Consider the following 15,590-nt stretch of genomic DNA (forward strand, 5'->3'; position numbering starts at 1 on the left):
AAGAGGTGAATCGGATGGCCATCAAAGCAGAAGAAATAAGTGCCTTGATCAAAGAACAAATCAAAAATTATCAAAATGAACTTTCTGTAGAAGAAATTGGAACAGTCACATACGTAGGGGATGGGATCGCCCGGGCTCACGGATTAGAAAATGCGATGAGTGGAGAATTGCTTGAGTTTTCAAACGGTTCTTACGGTATGGCCCAAAACTTGGAATCAAACGATGTAGGGATCATCATCTTAGGTGAATTTGAATCCATTCGTGAAGGTGACAAAGTAAAACGTACTGGAAAAATCATGGAAGTTCCTGTTGGGGATGCCTTGATTGGACGAGTAGTGAATCCGTTAGGACAACCAATCGATGGCTTAGGTCCAATCGATACAGATAAATCTCGTCCGGTAGAAGCAGCTGCACCTGGTGTTATGCAACGTAAATCCGTTTCAGAACCAATGCAGACTGGATTGAAAGCCATTGATGCTTTAGTTCCAATCGGACGCGGACAACGTGAATTGGTCATTGGTGACCGTAAAACAGGGAAGACAACCATCGCAATCGATACGATCATCAACCAAAAAGGTCAAAATATGATCTGTATTTATGTAGCGATCGGTCAAAAAGATTCCACGGTTCGTGCACAAGTAGAAACATTGCGCCGCTATGGTGCGCTTGATTATACGATCGTGGTATCAGCCGGTGCTTCTCAACCTGCACCACTATTATATATCGCCCCTTATGCTGGAGCAGCAATGGGTGAAGAATTCATGTATAACGGTAAACACGTTTTGATCGTTTTTGATGATTTATCAAAACAAGCCGTTGCTTATCGGGAACTTTCCTTACTACTTCGTCGTCCGCCAGGTCGTGAAGCTTACCCAGGGGACGTTTTCTACTTGCATTCTCGCTTATTGGAACGGGCTGCAAAATTAAGTGATGAACTAGGCGGAGGCTCAATGACTGCCTTGCCATTCGTTGAAACCCAAGCAGGAGATATCTCTGCTTATATTCCAACCAACGTGATCTCCATTACAGACGGACAAATTTTCTTAGAAAATGACCTGTTTTATTCAGGTGTTCGCCCTGCCGTAGCTGCCGGACTTTCCGTTTCACGGGTTGGGGGTTCTGCACAAATCAAAGCGATGAAGAAAGTGGCTGGAACATTGCGTTTGGACTTGGCAAGTTACCGCGAGTTAGAAGCCTTCACGCAATTTGGTTCTGATTTAGATGCCGCTACTCAAGCAAAATTGAATCGTGGACGTCGGACTGTTGAAATTTTGAAACAAAAACTGCATGAACCATTAGCAGTTGAAAAACAAGTGGTTATTTTATACGCATTGACGCACGGATTCCTTGACAGTGTGCCAGTAAATAAAGTATTAGACTTTGAAGCAGAATTGTTTGAATACATTGAAGCAAATCAAGCAGATGTGTTTGAAACGATTCGTGCAACGAAAGACTTGCCAGAAGAAAGCTTATTAGATGACACAATCAAAGCATTCAAAGATATTTTCATGGCTGCAAATACATCACGTGTTTCAGCACAAGACAAAATGTCAACAATGCAAAATGCATAAAAGAGGTGAGAATGAATGGCTGCTTCATTAAATGAGATCAAGCAACGAATTGCCTCAACCAAGAAAACCAGTCAGATCACAAACGCCATGCAAATGGTTTCGGCTGCTAAATTGACTAAATCAGAAGCACACTCAAAACAATTTCAAGTCTATGCAACGAAAGTGCGTGAGATCGTTACTCACCTTACTGCGCAACAACTCTCAGATCTTGCAGCTGCTGGACCTAAAGAGGGCGTCAATTACAACAGTATGCTTGTTAGTCGTCCTGTAAAGCGCACTGGCTATATCGTCATTACTTCAGATGGCGGTTTAGTCGGTGGCTACAACAGTTCGATTTTGAAACAAATGATGACGATGCTGGACGAAGATCATGCTCAAGATGAAGAATATGTTATGATCGCCATCGGTGCGACAGGAGCAGATTTCTTTAAAACACGAGGAATCAAGTTAGCTTATGAGTTGAGAAATCTTTCCGATCAGCCAAGTTTTGACGAAGTGCGTAAAATTGTTACCTTAGCTACAACGATGTATCAAAATGAAGTATTTGATGAACTATATGTTTGTTATAACCATCACATCAATTCGTTGACGAGCCAATTTCGCGTGGAAAAAATGCTGCCTATCTCAGATTTGGATCCAGAAGAAGCAGAAAGCTATGAACAAGAGTATTTGTTTGAGCCTTCAAGAGAAGCAATTTTGGATCAGTTGTTGCCGCAATATGCTGAAAGCTTGATTTATGGTGCCATTGTCGATGCCAAAACAGCAGAGCATGCTGCTGGAATGACTGCGATGAAGACGGCAACAGATAATGCCAAAAATATTATTGGGGATTTGACGATTTCTTATAACCGGGCGCGTCAAGGAGCAATCACCCAAGAAATTACTGAAATTGTTGCGGGGGCATCCGCGTTAGAATAATTTCGAGAACGAATGGAGGAATACGAATGAGTTCAGGCAAGATTGTTCAAGTCATTGGTCCCGTTGTCGACGTGGAATTCTCTCTAGACCAATCCTTACCAGATATCAACAATGCGTTGATCGTTTACAAAAAAGACGAGAAAAAAACAAAAGTAGTATTGGAAGCCGCTTTAGAACTAGGGGATGGTGTGATCCGCACCATCGCAATGGAATCTACAGACGGTTTGCAACGAGGAATGGAAGTCATCGATACAGGTGCCTCAATCTCTGTCCCTGTAGGAACAGATACTCTAGGCCGAGTATTTAATGTACTAGGCGATACTATCGACTTGGAAGCACCATTCCCAGAGGATGCCAAACGTAGTGGTATCCACAAAAAAGCCCCAGATTTCGATGAATTGTCAACAAGTACAGAAATCCTTGAAACTGGGATCAAAGTTATCGATTTATTAGCTCCTTACTTAAAAGGTGGTAAAGTCGGCTTGTTCGGTGGTGCCGGTGTTGGTAAAACCGTATTGATTCAAGAATTGATTCACAATATCGCTCAAGAGCATGGGGGAATTTCAGTATTTACCGGTGTTGGCGAGCGGACGCGTGAAGGTAATGACTTGTATTATGAAATGAAAGAATCAGGCGTTATCGAAAAGACAGCCATGGTTTTCGGTCAAATGAATGAACCACCAGGTGCCCGGATGCGGGTTGCTTTGACTGGTTTGACCATTGCTGAGTATTTCCGTGACGTTGAAGGTCAAGATGTGCTCTTGTTTATCGATAATATTTTCCGTTTCACACAAGCGGGTTCTGAAGTATCTGCCTTGTTAGGCCGGATGCCATCAGCCGTTGGTTATCAACCAACTCTAGCAACTGAAATGGGTCAATTACAAGAACGAATCACTTCTACGAAAAAAGGATCTGTAACATCGATTCAAGCCATCTATGTGCCAGCCGATGACTATACTGACCCAGCGCCAGCAACTGCATTTGCCCATTTGGATGCGACAACGAACTTGGAACGTAAATTGACTGAACAAGGGATTTATCCTGCGGTAGATCCATTGGCTTCATCATCAAGTGCATTAGCTCCTGAAATCGTAGGGGAAAAACACTATGAAGTAGCAACCGAAGTTCAGCATGCGTTGCAACGTTACCGTGAATTGCAAGATATCATCGCGATCTTAGGGATGGATGAATTGTCAGATGAAGAAAAGACTCTCGTAGCGCGTGCGCGTCGAATCCAATTCTTCTTATCACAAAACTTCCACGTAGCGGAACAATTTACAGGACAACCAGGTTCTTATGTGCCAGTTGAAGAAACCATCAAAGGATTTGCTGAGATTTTAGAAGGTAAATACGATGATCTTCCTGAAGAAGCCTTCCGAAGTGTAGGTCGAATCGAAGATGTAATTGAAAAAGCAAAAGCACTAGGTTATTAATAAGCAACCATAGAGAAAGAGGGGAACCTCATGGATCAATTTTTAACGGTTAATGTGGTGACACCTGCTGGTTTGGTGTATGAACACCATGCCAAAATCGTGGTTGCACGAACGACAGATGGAGAAATCGGGATCTTACCGCAACACGCGCCGATCATCGTGCCTTTGGCAATCGATGAAGTTCGAGTGAAACGGATCGATTCCGATACTCACGTCGATTGGATCGCTGTCAATGGCGGAATCATGGAAGTGCGGGACAATGTAGTTTCAATTGTAGCCGATAGTGCTGAACGTGATCGTGATATCGATGTTTCTCGTGCTGAACGTGCCAAACAGCGTGCCGAAAAGCAAATCGAAGAAGCAAAACAAGTGGAAGATATCGACCAATTACGACGTGCGACTGTTGCTTTGCATCGTGCAATCAATCGAATCAATGTGTCAAAACATTCCTAAGCGAAGACCAGTGGTCTTTGCTTTTTTTTATCTCAAAAACGTTTTAAAGTCTTTTTAAAGTCTTCCAATGAAAGTTTCAAGAAAGAATATTTTGGCTCTTTTAAATTTTGTGGTATGATAGTAACGTTCAGATGTGAAAAGGAGAATCGAGGATGCAAGTTTATGGAGTAGATGCGATTATTCGTATCGTCAGTCATTTAGCATTTATCTATTTAGCGTTTTGGGCGTTGCAGTCTTTGCGGATCGATGCTTTTTTTAAAGCCTTACAAACGACGCAAATACGGATGGTCATGGTCTTTTTAGCAATTGCTTTAGGCTATACTGCTAGCACTTTTTTCCTTGAACTGATTGCATTATGCCGTAATTTATTTTTAATAGGTTTTTAAGAAATTCAATAATACATGCAGGTTGTGCGATTGTATGCTATAATTGTCAAGATTTTGTGTATGATTCAACTGCATTATTTGGAGGGAACAAAATGGAAGAGATTATCGTTCAAGGTGGTAATCGTTTAATTGGAACTGTCAAGGTTGAAGGTGCAAAGAATGCCGTTTTACCTATTTTAGCAGCAAGTTTGTTAGCAGAAGAAGGAACAACGACTTTAGAGAATGTACCGATTTTATCTGATGTTTTGACAATGAATGAAGTGATCCGTCATTTAAACGTCGAGATTGCTTTTGATCAATCAAAAAATACCATTACAATGGATGCTTCCCGCGAATTAGCTATTGAAGCACCGTATGAATATGTTAGTCAAATGCGTGCATCAATCGTTGTTATGGGACCTTTATTAGCCAGAAATGGTCATGCGAAAGTTGCAATGCCAGGAGGTTGTGCTATTGGCAAACGACCAATTGATCTGCATCTCAAAGGATTCCAAGCTCTGGGAGCTGAAATTATTCAAAAAGATGGCTACATAGAAGCGATTGCTAGTGAGTTAAAAGGAAATACGATCTACCTTGATTTTCCGAGTGTAGGCGCTACTCAAAACATCATGATGGCAGCAGTCAAAGCCAAAGGAACGACGATCATTGAGAACGTCGCTCGAGAGCCTGAAATCGTAGATTTAGCGAACATTTTAAATAAAATGGGCGCAAAAGTCTTTGGTGCTGGGACAGAAACCATGCGCATTGAAGGCGTCGACCATTTGCATGCGGTCTCTCATGCGATCGTACAAGACCGTATTGAAGCAGGAACTTTCATGGTAGCTGCTGCAATGACAGAAGGCGATGTGATTATCAAAGATGCAATTTCTGAACACAATCGTCCACTGATTTCAAAATTAACTGAAATGGGTGCTAAAATCACTGAAGTTCCAGAAGGGATTCGGGTAGTTGGACCTAAAACAATCAAAGCAACTGATGTAAAAACGATGCCTCATCCAGGTTTCCCAACAGATATGCAAGCGCAAATGACTGCGATTCAAATGTTGGCTGATGGGACTAGCATCGTGAATGAAACGGTTTTTGAAAATCGCTTCCAACATTTAGAAGAAATGCGCCGTATGAACGGTCATGTTAAAATTGACGGAAACATCGCTGTGATCGAAGGCGGCCACGAATTACAAGGCGCGCTGGTTTATGCAACGGATCTACGAGCGGCAGCAGCTTTGATTTTATTAGGCTTGCGTTCAAACGGATTGACTCGTGTCCGTAATCTGAAGTATCTTGACCGTGGCTATTATAAATTCCACGAAAAATTGCAACAGTTAGGTGCTTCTGTTGAGCGGGTAACAACTTCTGAAAAAACAGCACCAGTAACCGTTTAAAGAGGAGATGCGACCTTGAAGCTTAATCGATATATTTTAACTAGTTTGGTAAAAATTTTGTTGGTTATCTTATTGGCGATCCTGCTCTTTATTGCCGGCACTATGATCGGCTATGGTATCATTGGAGACGGTATGCCGTTAAAAGTGTTCTCGCCTCATCTATGGAACCATATATTGGACTTCATGAAGTAAACAAAGCTGAAACTAGAATGGAGCACATTGCTTTATTCTAGTTTTTTTCAATTCTATAAATAGAAGAGAGAGGAGTATGAGATGTGAGCAAGCTTTTGATTGGATTTGTTCGGCTGTATCAGCGATTCATCTCTCCCTTATTTCCCCCTAGCTGTCGCTATTATCCTACGTGTTCGTCCTATATGATTCAGGCGATCCAAGTACATGGGGCAGGTAAAGGAAGTTTGATGGGAATCTCGCGAATTTTACGTTGTCATCCGTTTGTAAAAGGGGGAATCGACTACGTACCTCAGCGCTTTACACTAAAACGAAATACCCAAGATCAGGAGCAGCCTACTTATCACTATCGCAAAAAATAAACCCTTCAAACTGCAGGGGTAGGCAGGAATGAACGGAGTAAAGGAGCAAAACGATGATTCGAGCTTTATCACCAAAAGAATCTTTGCCATGGCCGCTATTACTGGATGCTGATCCAGAAAAAGAAGCGGTAGATCGATACATACAAGCCAGTGAGATTCTTGTTTTTGAAAATGAGCAGCAGATCGTAGGAGTGATTGTTTATCAACTGCAAACAGCAGGATGGGAAATCATGAATGTTGCTGTTGCACCGGAAGCACAGAATCAAGGAATCGGTGGTCGTTTACTGACCGCAGCGTTAAGTAAGATTGCTGCAACAAAAACTACGGAAACTCTTTGTGTAACTATCAAAACTGGTAATCTTCCTTCCGCAGCGTTAACACTTTATAAAAAAATGGGTTTCATTGAAAAAAAAGTAGTCAAAAACTATTTTGTCGATCATTACAAAGATCCCATTTATGAGAACGGCATTCTACTTACTGATCAAGTGATTTTAGAGAAAATTCTCTAAAAAGCATCTCGCGCACTTTGACTTCATTTGAAAAATGGGTTTTGTCCGCCATTCATGTTACTCTGAATCAAATCATTTAGAGCGCGTTATTGTCCTTTTCAACGAAATCAACAGAAATCGCTTTCTTAACTGAGGAAAGTACAGTAAAATAAGGGAGACAACTGAGTGAGAAAGGAATGTTGAGATGACATTACTAGTATTTGATATGGGCGGTTCTGCAGTGAAATATGGATTATGGCAGGACGAACAATTAAGTGACAAAGGACAATTTGCGACGCCTGATACTTGGCAAAAAATGAAAGAAGAGCTCAAAGCAATTCGAGATAGCATTAAAAAACCTCTTGAAGGCGTTGGCATTAGTGCGCCAGGAGCGGTGAATGTTGCACAGCAGCAGATCAATGGGATCAGCGCCATTCCATATATTCACGGATTTAATATTTTCGCTGAATTGGAAGCGTTATTTCAATTGCCAGTCACTATTGAGAATGATGCCAATTGTGCCGGAATGGCAGAATTTTATCAAGGCGCTGGGAAAGATTTTGACACGGCAGCATTCATCGTGATTGGTACTGGGGTCGGCGGAGCACTTTTTCAACAAGGAAAACTGATCAAAGGCGCCCATCTTTACGGCGGCGAGTTTGGTTTGATGGTTCTTGATAAAGGCAAATCTTTTTCACAGTTAGGGACGGCTGTTCAAATGGCTTGGCGTTATTGTGACCGAATCGGTGTGGACCGCAAAACGATCAGTGGCGAGGAAGTCTTTCGTCGAGCAGAAGAAGGTGATATTATCGCCAAAGAAGAGGTAGACAAATTTTATCGCTATTTGACTGAAGGGTTATTCAGCATCCAATTTGCTTTTGACCCTGAAGTATTGATTATTGGTGGCGGAGTCAGTGCAAAAGCAGGATTGTTGCCAGAAATCAATCAACGAATGAAGAAAATGCTGGCAGCACAAGACTTAAATGACTTTGTTCCACTGATTAAGCTTTGTGATTATCGAAACGATGCCAATCTAGTTGGAGCGGCAGCTAATTTCACCGCACAAGTACTGAATTGATTCAGCGCATTGTTGCTGTCATTTTTTCAATTTTAAACATAAACCTTGAATCAACAGATACACAAGTTGTGATCACTTTGGAAGAGTGGTCACAACTATTTTTTTCGGAAATCGATTACAATCGCGACGCATCAATCTTTATTTTTTTTAAAATAATTTAAAGTATCTGAATAAAGAAAATATTCTGATAATTCGTTGACATTTTCCCTATTATTAAGTATATTTGATAACATATCCATGGGAGTAGGGGAGGAATAAGGATGAAAAAGAAATTTGCATTTTTATTTGCTAGTTTATTTTTATTATCGGCTTGTAGTGCGGGACCAACTGGTGGTTCCACTAGCGGTAGCGGTTCTGCTAGCGGTGGCAACAAACAAGAAGGTGATACGATCAAAATTGGTGTCAATTTAGAATTATCGGGTGCTGTTGCAGCTTATGGAACGGCGGAAAAAGAAGGAATTGATCTGGCGGTTGAAGAAATCAATGAGAGTGGCGGTATCTTAGGAAAACAAATTGAAATTGTTTCAAAAGATAACAAATCTGACAATAATGAGTCAGCGACAGTCGCAGCCAATTTAACGACCAATGATAAAGTAGTAGCAATGATCGGGCCAGCAACTTCAGGTGCGACGAAGGCGGCATTGCCAAATGTCACCAAAGCACAAGTTCCGTTAGTGACACCTTCCGGAACAGATGATGCGATTACTGTCAGCAGTGACAAAGTTCAAGGATTTGCTTTCCGTTCTTGTTTCCAAGACAGTTTCCAAGGAACGATCTTAGCAAAATATGCTGCAGACAACTTGGATGCTAAAAAAGCAATTATTTTAGGCGATAATTCCAGCGACTATGCGAATGGATTATCAGCAGCCTTTAAAGATAGCTACAATGGCGACATTGTACTCGAAGAGAATTTCACAGAAGGTGACAAAGATTTCCAAGCGGTGTTGACGAAAATCAAAAATGCTGACTTTGATGTATTGTTCATTCCTGGCTACTACACCGAAGCTGGTTTGATTATCAAGCAAGCCCGAGAATTAGGAATCGATCAGCCAATTATTGGTGCGGATGGCTTTGGTGATGAAAAAATGGTCCAAACAGCAGGCGCGGAAAATGTATCGGATGTTTATTATACAGGACACTTCTCAACTAAAGCTCCTGCCAATGACAAGGTAGAACCTTTTGTCGAAGCATTCAAAGCAAAGTATAGCAAAGAACCTTCCGCATTTAATGCATTGGCATACGACGCTGTCTACATGATCAAACAAGCCATTGAAGATCAAGATTCAGCAGACTCAACTGCGATTGCTGAAGGACTATCTGCTTTGAAAAACTTCCAAGGTGTGACGGGAGAGATCACCATGGACAAAAATCATAATCCAGAAAAATCAGCAGTTGTATTAGGACTAACTGAAGGTAAAGAAACGTCAGCTGATACAGTAAATCCTTAAATAGAAGGACCGTTCTTTACACGATCAAATAGGGACTGAGACAAAGTCGAAGGTAAGCGAACAAAATGATGAACGATAAATGAAAAAGTCGTAAATCTGTGATCCTATCAATCATGGCAGATACTCATTTGACTCGTTGCTGAAGACTTCTGTCGCGGTTCCTTTTTCTTAGACAAGTATCAAGAATTTAAGGTATTGGAAGTGAAAACATGGAAATGATGATCCAACAACTAATCAACGGTTTATTTCTAGGTAGTATCTATGCCTTATTAGCGTTAGGCTACACGATGGTTTACGGCATCATTAAACTGATCAACTTTGCTCATGGTGAAGTGTATATGATCGGCAGTTTTATTGGTTATTTTTTGATCAATCAATGGAATCTGGGCTTTTTTCCTGCACTATTCATCTCAATGATTGCTAGTGCAGCGTTAGGCGTGACGATCGAGTTTCTGGCCTATCGCCCACTCCGGAATTCCACCCGGATCTCGGCTTTGATCACCGCTATCGGTGTTTCCTATTTATTGCAAAATGTCATGATTTTTTTCTTTTCACCAGATGTCCGACCATTTCCACAAGCCATTGCCCGCAAAACTTATAGTATTGGTTTTGTGGAGGTAAGTAACATACAATTATTGATTTTAGCAGTCTCATTGGCGTTAATGATCCTTTTACAGCTAATCGTCAAGAAAACCAGAATGGGAAAAGCGATGCGTGCTGTTAGCGTGGATGCGGATGCCGCACGGTTGATGGGGATCAATGTCAATCGGACGATTTCCTTCACATTTGCTCTTGGTTCTGCGTTGGCAGCTGCTGGTGGGATGTTAATTGGATTGTATTACAATTCGATCGATCCTACGATGGGGGTTGTGCCGGGACTAAAATCTTTTGTTGCGGCTGTATTAGGCGGTATAGGGATCATTCCTGGGGCAGCATTAGGTGGCTTCGTGATCGGACTAATTGAAACAGTTGCTACTGCATTAGGTTTTTCTGATTATAAAGATGCTTTAGTCTATGTCATTTTAATAATTATATTGTTGGTCCGTCCGGCAGGAATATTGGGCAAGAACCTGAAAGAGAAAGTGTAGGTGTCAGTGATGAAAAAGAATTTGAAATACAACATTACTTGGTTAGCACTCGCCGCTGTTATCTACTTCGGTTTGTTTGCAGCTTATAACGGCGGATTGATCAATCTATTTTCAGACGCGATTATCGTCAATATCGGAATCAATATTATTTTAGCAGTAGGGCTAAATTTAATTATTGGTTTTTCGGGACAATTTTCTTTAGGTCATGCAGGTTTTATGGCGATTGGTGCTTACGCAGGGGCAATTTTAACAGCCAACAATCCTACATTTGGCGGATTTCTTTCTGGTCTTATCGTGGGGATGTTCGTTTCGGGGCTGATCGCATTAGTTGTCGGGATTCCAACATTGCGCTTGAAAGGAGACTACTTAGCGATTGCAACGTTAGGTGTTTCAGAGATTATCCGTATCTTATTAGTCAATTTACGAGGATTGACGAATGGACCTGCAGGGATATTCGGGTTACCGCAATTCAGTAATTGGCAAATCGTCTTTCTTTTTGCTGTCGGCTCCATCTTGGTGGTCTCTAATTTTATCCATAGTGGACCAGGACGAGCAACATTAGCGATACGAGAAGATGAGATCGCTGCGGAAGCAATGGGGGTCAATACAACGAAATACAAAGTGATTGCTTTTGTGATGGGTGCTGTCATGGCTAGTATTGCCGGTACATTATATGCAAGTTATCAACAATCGGTATTTCCGAAAGATTATGGCTTTATGAAATCGATCGATGTCTTGATCATCGTTGTGTTTGGCGGGATCGGTAGTACGACAGGAGCAGTGGTTTCAGCGGTCGTATTAGGTATATTGAATATGTACTTACAAGGCTTCTCAGATTTGCGCATGATTATTTACGCACTGGCATTGATCGCCATTATGATTTTCAAGCCAAGTGGACTTTTGGGAACTTGGGAATTTTCTGTGAAGCGCATCTTTGATAAATTTACAAAAAAGGGGGATGACACGAATGCCTCTATTGGAAGTTAAGAAGCTGACTAAGAACTTTGGTGGTTTGGCGGCAGTTTCACATGTCGATTTACATTTAGAAACTAATGAACTAGTTGGCCTGATTGGTCCGAATGGTGCAGGGAAAACGACACTCTTCAATCTGCTGACAGGCGTCTATGAACCAAGTGAAGGCGACGTTCTTTTAGAAGAACAAGGACAATCCAAGCGATTGAATGGGGAGAAGCCCTATCATATCGCAGCTATGGGATTATCCCGCACCTTCCAAAACATTCGGTTGTTCAAAGATCTTACAGTGATGGACAATGTTCTGATTGCCATGAACAGCAAACAAAAAGAAGGCTTTTTTACGAGTGTGTTGCGGTTGCCAAAGTTTTATCACAAAGAGGCTGCAATGAAAGAGAAAGTCATGGAATTATTGCGTATCTTTGACTTAGAAAATAAAAGCCAAACACTAGCAAAAAATCTTCCTTACGGTGAACAACGACGTCTTGAGATCGTTCGGGCATTGGCTACTGAACCAAAGATCCTTTTTCTTGATGAGCCAGCCGCCGGGATGAATCCTCAGGAAACAGCGGAACTGACTAAATTGATCTACCGTATCCAAAAAGACTTTCAACTGACGATTTTATTGATCGAACATGACATGAGTTTAGTCATGGAAGTTTGTGAACGCATCTATGTACTGGAATATGGGCAAGTGATTGCTCATGGAAAGCCAGAAGAGATCAAAAATGATCCGCGAGTGATCGAAGCCTATTTAGGAGGGGAACTCTAATGCTGCGTATTGAAAATTTAAGTGTCCATTACGGCATGATCCAAGCGGTTCATGATGTTTCCTTTGAAGTCAATCAAGGAGAGATCGTCTCGTTGATCGGTGCCAATGGTGCAGGGAAAACGACGATTTTGCGGACGATTTCCGGTCTGATCCGACCCTCTAAAGGCACGATTCTCTTTGAAGGCAAACCCATCCAAAAAGAAGCTCCACAAAAAATCGTTGCTAATGGATTATCACAAGTACCTGAAGGACGTCACGTTTTTCCAGGACTCTCCGTTCAAGAAAACCTTGAGATGGGCGCTTTTTTGCGAAAAGACAATCAAGTCAAAGAGGACTATCAGCAGGTCTTCACGAAATTTCCTGTCCTAAAAGAACGACTAAGTCAAGATGCTTCAACGTTATCAGGAGGAGAACAGCAGATGTTGGCAATGGGACGTGCACTGATGTCCAAGCCTCGGTTGCTTTTACTCGATGAACCATCCATGGGCCTAGCCCCGATATTCATCAAAGAGATCTTCTCGATTATCCAAGAAATCAAACAGCAAGGAACGACCGTTTTATTGATTGAGCAGAATGCCAAAATGGCTTTGTCCATTGCTGACCGCGGGTATGTTCTAGAGACCGGCAAAATCGTCTTGCAAGGAAGCGGGCAAGAGTTATTGGAAAGTGATGAAGTCAAGAAAGCCTATTTAGGCGGTTAATAGCTTACAACAAGGGGGATGAAAAATGAGCGTACGTGATTTTATGACCAAGAATGTCATCACTGTTCATTCGGCAATGCCAATATTTGATGCGATAGACTTAATGAAAAAACATGACATCCATCGATTACCGGTTGTTGATCAGCAACGGTTAGTTGGCCTGATTACAGAAGGCACGATTGCAGAAGCAATGCCTTCAAAAGCGACAAGTTTAAGTGTTTATGAAATGAATTATTTATTAAACAAAACGACTGTAGCAGATATCATGCTGAAGAAAGTGACCACCATCAAACCGGAGGCGCTGCTAGAAGACGCGATTGCAGTCATGCGAGAAGAAAATGTCGGTGTGTTGCCTGTTTTAGCAGATGACGAACTAGTAGGGATCATTACGAACAATGATATCTTTGATGCTTTCTTGAAGATCACAGGTTATTATGAGGGCGGTACAAGAGTAGCTCTTGAGATTATTGATGACCACAGCGGTGTCTTAGCGGAAATCACGCAGTTATTAACAGATCATCAATTAAGTATTTTAACGATCGTGGTCAATCGAATGGCTTTGAAAACGATCGTAGAGATTCAAGTTGAATCCAGACAAGTGTCAGAAATCGAGAAAATTTTTGCCAATGCTGGGTATACGGTATTGAGTGCGGTATTGACCAATCAAAAATAAGCAAAAATCATGCAAACACAATCAGTGATTGCATGATTTTTTTCTGGATGAATGGTTGACTAGATTTGCTTTTGCTTTGCGGTGTTTTCTGGTAGAATAAACAAGGTATCTGAAAGAGGTGAGTATGATGTCGAAAAAAAATAAAGATATTGAAGTCCGTGTGGAAGAAACCGTTAAGGTGATCCAAGGAAAAGAATATGAAGTCCATCAACTAGTATTAGGGAAAAAAGTGATTGGTGAAATTCTCGCATCCGGTCCGAAAGAATTCCAAAGCTTTCTGGGCGAAGAAGATTTAGGTGCAAGCCGAACTTTGGATGCAGCAATTGAAACGATTTTGCGCCAATGGAACTTACATGAATAATTTCTTAAAAAAAATGACATTTTGCTCTTGCAATTTGTTATATTTTTAGGTATTATAACTGAGTCAGGTTTTTTAAAAGCCGTTTGGAGGAGTAGCGAAGTGGCTAAACGCGACGGACTGTAAATCCGTTCCTTCGGGTTCAGTGGTTCGAATCCACTCTCCTCCACCATTGGGGTATAGCCAAGCGGTAAGGCAACGGACTTTGACTCCGTCATGCGTTGGTTCGAATCCAGCTACCCCAGTCAGTGAACAATCAAGAAAAGTCAGCAAGCATGTCTTGCTGACTTTTCTTCGTTATTTATAGCAAAATTCTAAGGGTTAAAAGTTGAAGATTTTTTTTATTTACGATAGGCTATAGGTAAATAACTCAGGAGATGAGAAGATGAAATTTAAATTGAATCTAAAAGAAAAAGTCACCGAAGCAGCTGAACATGTGTATGATGTTGTCAAACGTGAAGATTATGCTATTCGTATTGCACCAAAAGGTATCAAAGTTACACAATTGCGTAAAACAAAAGATACGATCAAATGGCGTTCAAAGAATCATTGATTGCGAAAAGACATTGAGTAAAACAGCCCAATAACAAATAAACCGGACAAGAGTTGTCACCCGTTTCACGTTTTCCTGATTTCTGAGAGGAAGTACTGGGGGAAGCAACTCTGGTTCGGTTTTTTGATTTATACGATATACTCTCCTTCTCGTATGTTACCCTTCGATTTCGATACCGAGAACGGTTAAGTGTCCATTGGCGACTAATTTAATGACCAGTTTAGCTAGTTGGTCAGGAGTCATTTGACTATCGGCAGTAAGCCACCAGTGCAGAGTACCAACAAAAATCGATGTCATATATTCAATAACGAAATCCAGCGGTACTTCGATGGAGCTTTCTGTAATTTTTAATTTTGAAAAAATATGGTCATATTGTTCATAGAGAATCTCCGCGATTCGTTGCCGGACTAATTCGATGGCTGCGCCATCCATGATGGTCAGATAAAAAAAGCGATTGTCCTGAATGTGCTGATAGATTTTTGTCATCGCAAGTTCGACTCGTTTGATCTTGATTCGATTTCCCTGGACTAAATCTTCAAGGGACAAAATCGAAGTAAAGGAGTCGATTGCCATATCAAAAATTTTTTCATATAAATCTTGTTTGTCTTTATAATGAGCATAGAATGTCGCACGATTGATCATGGCTTCGTCGGCAATATCTTGGACAGTCACTTGATCGTAGCCTTTTTGCTCTACGAGTCGGATAAAAGCCTCCATGATATGTTTATTCGTGCGTTGAACCCGCAAATCAACTTTTTTCATTTT

The 15,590-nt window shown here is 41.3% G+C and carries 19 protein-coding genes and 2 tRNA genes; 20 read left to right on the plus strand and 1 reads right to left on the minus strand.

Translation table 11 applies throughout. The annotated features are described in order from the left end of the window. Positions 1–14 precede the first annotated feature (14 nt). The 20 genes from atpA to FE005_RS16835 all read left to right on the plus strand — a co-directional run bounded on the left by atpA (position 15) and on the right by FE005_RS16835 (position 14,825). On the plus strand, positions 15–1,571 hold the full coding sequence (gene atpA / locus FE005_RS08315) for a F0F1 ATP synthase subunit alpha (RefSeq protein WP_003127587.1): 1,557 nt from the start codon (positions 15–17) through the stop codon (positions 1,569–1,571). Between the two features lie 15 nt (positions 1,572–1,586). Further along, positions 1,587–2,489: a F0F1 ATP synthase subunit gamma gene (locus FE005_RS08320; RefSeq protein ID WP_003127588.1), complete on the plus strand. Its 903-nt coding sequence runs from the start codon at positions 1,587–1,589 to the stop codon at positions 2,487–2,489. A gap of 26 nt (positions 2,490–2,515) precedes the next feature. Beyond that, on the plus strand, positions 2,516–3,922 hold the full coding sequence (atpD, locus tag FE005_RS08325) for a F0F1 ATP synthase subunit beta (RefSeq protein WP_003127589.1): 1,407 nt from the start codon (positions 2,516–2,518) through the stop codon (positions 3,920–3,922). A 30-nt stretch (positions 3,923–3,952) separates the two neighbouring features. Further along, positions 3,953–4,375 carry a F0F1 ATP synthase subunit epsilon gene (locus FE005_RS08330; RefSeq protein WP_003127590.1) on the plus strand — a complete coding sequence of 141 codons (423 nt, stop codon included), beginning with the start codon at positions 3,953–3,955 and terminating at the stop codon, positions 4,373–4,375. A gap of 152 nt (positions 4,376–4,527) precedes the next feature. Then, positions 4,528–4,761 carry a DUF1146 family protein gene (locus FE005_RS08335; protein ID WP_003127591.1) on the plus strand — a complete coding sequence of 78 codons (234 nt, stop codon included), beginning with the start codon at positions 4,528–4,530 and terminating at the stop codon, positions 4,759–4,761. Positions 4,762–4,853: 92 nt separating this feature from the next. Beyond that, positions 4,854–6,143 (plus strand): UDP-N-acetylglucosamine 1-carboxyvinyltransferase, encoded by a 1,290-nt coding sequence (murA, locus tag FE005_RS08340; protein WP_003127592.1) that lies wholly within the window; start codon positions 4,854–4,856, stop codon positions 6,141–6,143. Positions 6,144–6,158: 15 nt separating this feature from the next. Further along, positions 6,159–6,335 carry a DNA-directed RNA polymerase subunit beta gene (locus FE005_RS08345; protein ID WP_005471848.1) on the plus strand — a complete coding sequence of 59 codons (177 nt, stop codon included), beginning with the start codon at positions 6,159–6,161 and terminating at the stop codon, positions 6,333–6,335. Between the two features lie 83 nt (positions 6,336–6,418). Continuing rightward, on the plus strand, positions 6,419–6,694 hold the full coding sequence (gene yidD / locus FE005_RS08350) for a membrane protein insertion efficiency factor YidD (RefSeq protein ID WP_003127593.1): 276 nt from the start codon (positions 6,419–6,421) through the stop codon (positions 6,692–6,694). Positions 6,695–6,747: 53 nt separating this feature from the next. After that, complete coding sequence (locus FE005_RS08355) at positions 6,748–7,203, plus strand: N-acetyltransferase (protein ID WP_138371637.1); 456 nt, start codon at positions 6,748–6,750, stop codon at positions 7,201–7,203. A gap of 184 nt (positions 7,204–7,387) precedes the next feature. Next, positions 7,388–8,260 (plus strand): ROK family protein, encoded by an 873-nt coding sequence (locus FE005_RS08360; protein ID WP_003127596.1) that lies wholly within the window; start codon positions 7,388–7,390, stop codon positions 8,258–8,260. Between the two features lie 260 nt (positions 8,261–8,520). Continuing rightward, positions 8,521–9,708, plus strand: a complete 1,188-nt coding sequence (locus FE005_RS08365) for an ABC transporter substrate-binding protein (protein WP_003127598.1) — start codon at positions 8,521–8,523, stop codon at positions 9,706–9,708. Between the two features lie 209 nt (positions 9,709–9,917). Then, positions 9,918–10,796, plus strand: coding sequence for a branched-chain amino acid ABC transporter permease (locus FE005_RS08370; protein ID WP_003127599.1), 879 nt, complete (start codon positions 9,918–9,920; stop codon positions 10,794–10,796). A 9-nt stretch (positions 10,797–10,805) separates the two neighbouring features. Then, positions 10,806–11,783, plus strand: coding sequence for a branched-chain amino acid ABC transporter permease (locus tag FE005_RS08375; RefSeq protein WP_005471852.1), 978 nt, complete (start codon positions 10,806–10,808; stop codon positions 11,781–11,783). Beyond that, entirely contained in the window at positions 11,764–12,540 is a 777-nt protein-coding gene (locus FE005_RS08380) for an ABC transporter ATP-binding protein (protein ID WP_060813473.1), read from the plus strand. Before FE005_RS08375 ends, FE005_RS08380 begins: the two co-directional genes overlap by 20 nt. Next, positions 12,540–13,241 (plus strand): ABC transporter ATP-binding protein, encoded by a 702-nt coding sequence (locus FE005_RS08385; RefSeq protein ID WP_005471855.1) that lies wholly within the window; start codon positions 12,540–12,542, stop codon positions 13,239–13,241. The genes FE005_RS08380 and FE005_RS08385 overlap by 1 nt, the downstream gene beginning before the upstream one ends. Before the next feature lie 25 nt (positions 13,242–13,266). Further along, positions 13,267–13,914 (plus strand): CBS and ACT domain-containing protein, encoded by a 648-nt coding sequence (locus FE005_RS08390; RefSeq protein ID WP_003127602.1) that lies wholly within the window; start codon positions 13,267–13,269, stop codon positions 13,912–13,914. 124 nt (positions 13,915–14,038) lie between these two features. Then, a complete protein-coding gene (locus FE005_RS08395; RefSeq protein ID WP_005471857.1) occupies positions 14,039–14,275 on the plus strand; it encodes a DUF2969 domain-containing protein in 237 nt (78 codons plus the stop codon). Between the two features lie 85 nt (positions 14,276–14,360). After that, positions 14,361–14,444 (plus strand) — tRNA-Tyr (locus tag FE005_RS08400). 1 nt (position 14,445) lies between these two features. Then, a tRNA-Gln gene (locus FE005_RS08405) sits at positions 14,446–14,517 on the plus strand. A gap of 140 nt (positions 14,518–14,657) precedes the next feature. Further along, positions 14,658–14,825: a hypothetical protein gene (locus FE005_RS16835; RefSeq protein WP_003127605.1), complete on the plus strand. Its 168-nt coding sequence runs from the start codon at positions 14,658–14,660 to the stop codon at positions 14,823–14,825. A 156-nt stretch (positions 14,826–14,981) separates the two neighbouring features. Here the strand turns inward: FE005_RS16835 and FE005_RS08410 are convergent, their stop codons facing one another. After that, positions 14,982–15,587: a TetR/AcrR family transcriptional regulator gene (locus FE005_RS08410; protein WP_060813470.1), complete on the minus strand. Its 606-nt coding sequence runs from the start codon at positions 15,585–15,587 to the stop codon at positions 14,982–14,984. Positions 15,588–15,590 lie beyond the last annotated feature (3 nt).

The sequence above is a fragment of the Enterococcus sp. M190262 genome (assembly GCF_005843965.1).
GTDB lineage: Bacteria > Bacillota > Bacilli > Lactobacillales > Enterococcaceae > Enterococcus_D > Enterococcus_D gallinarum.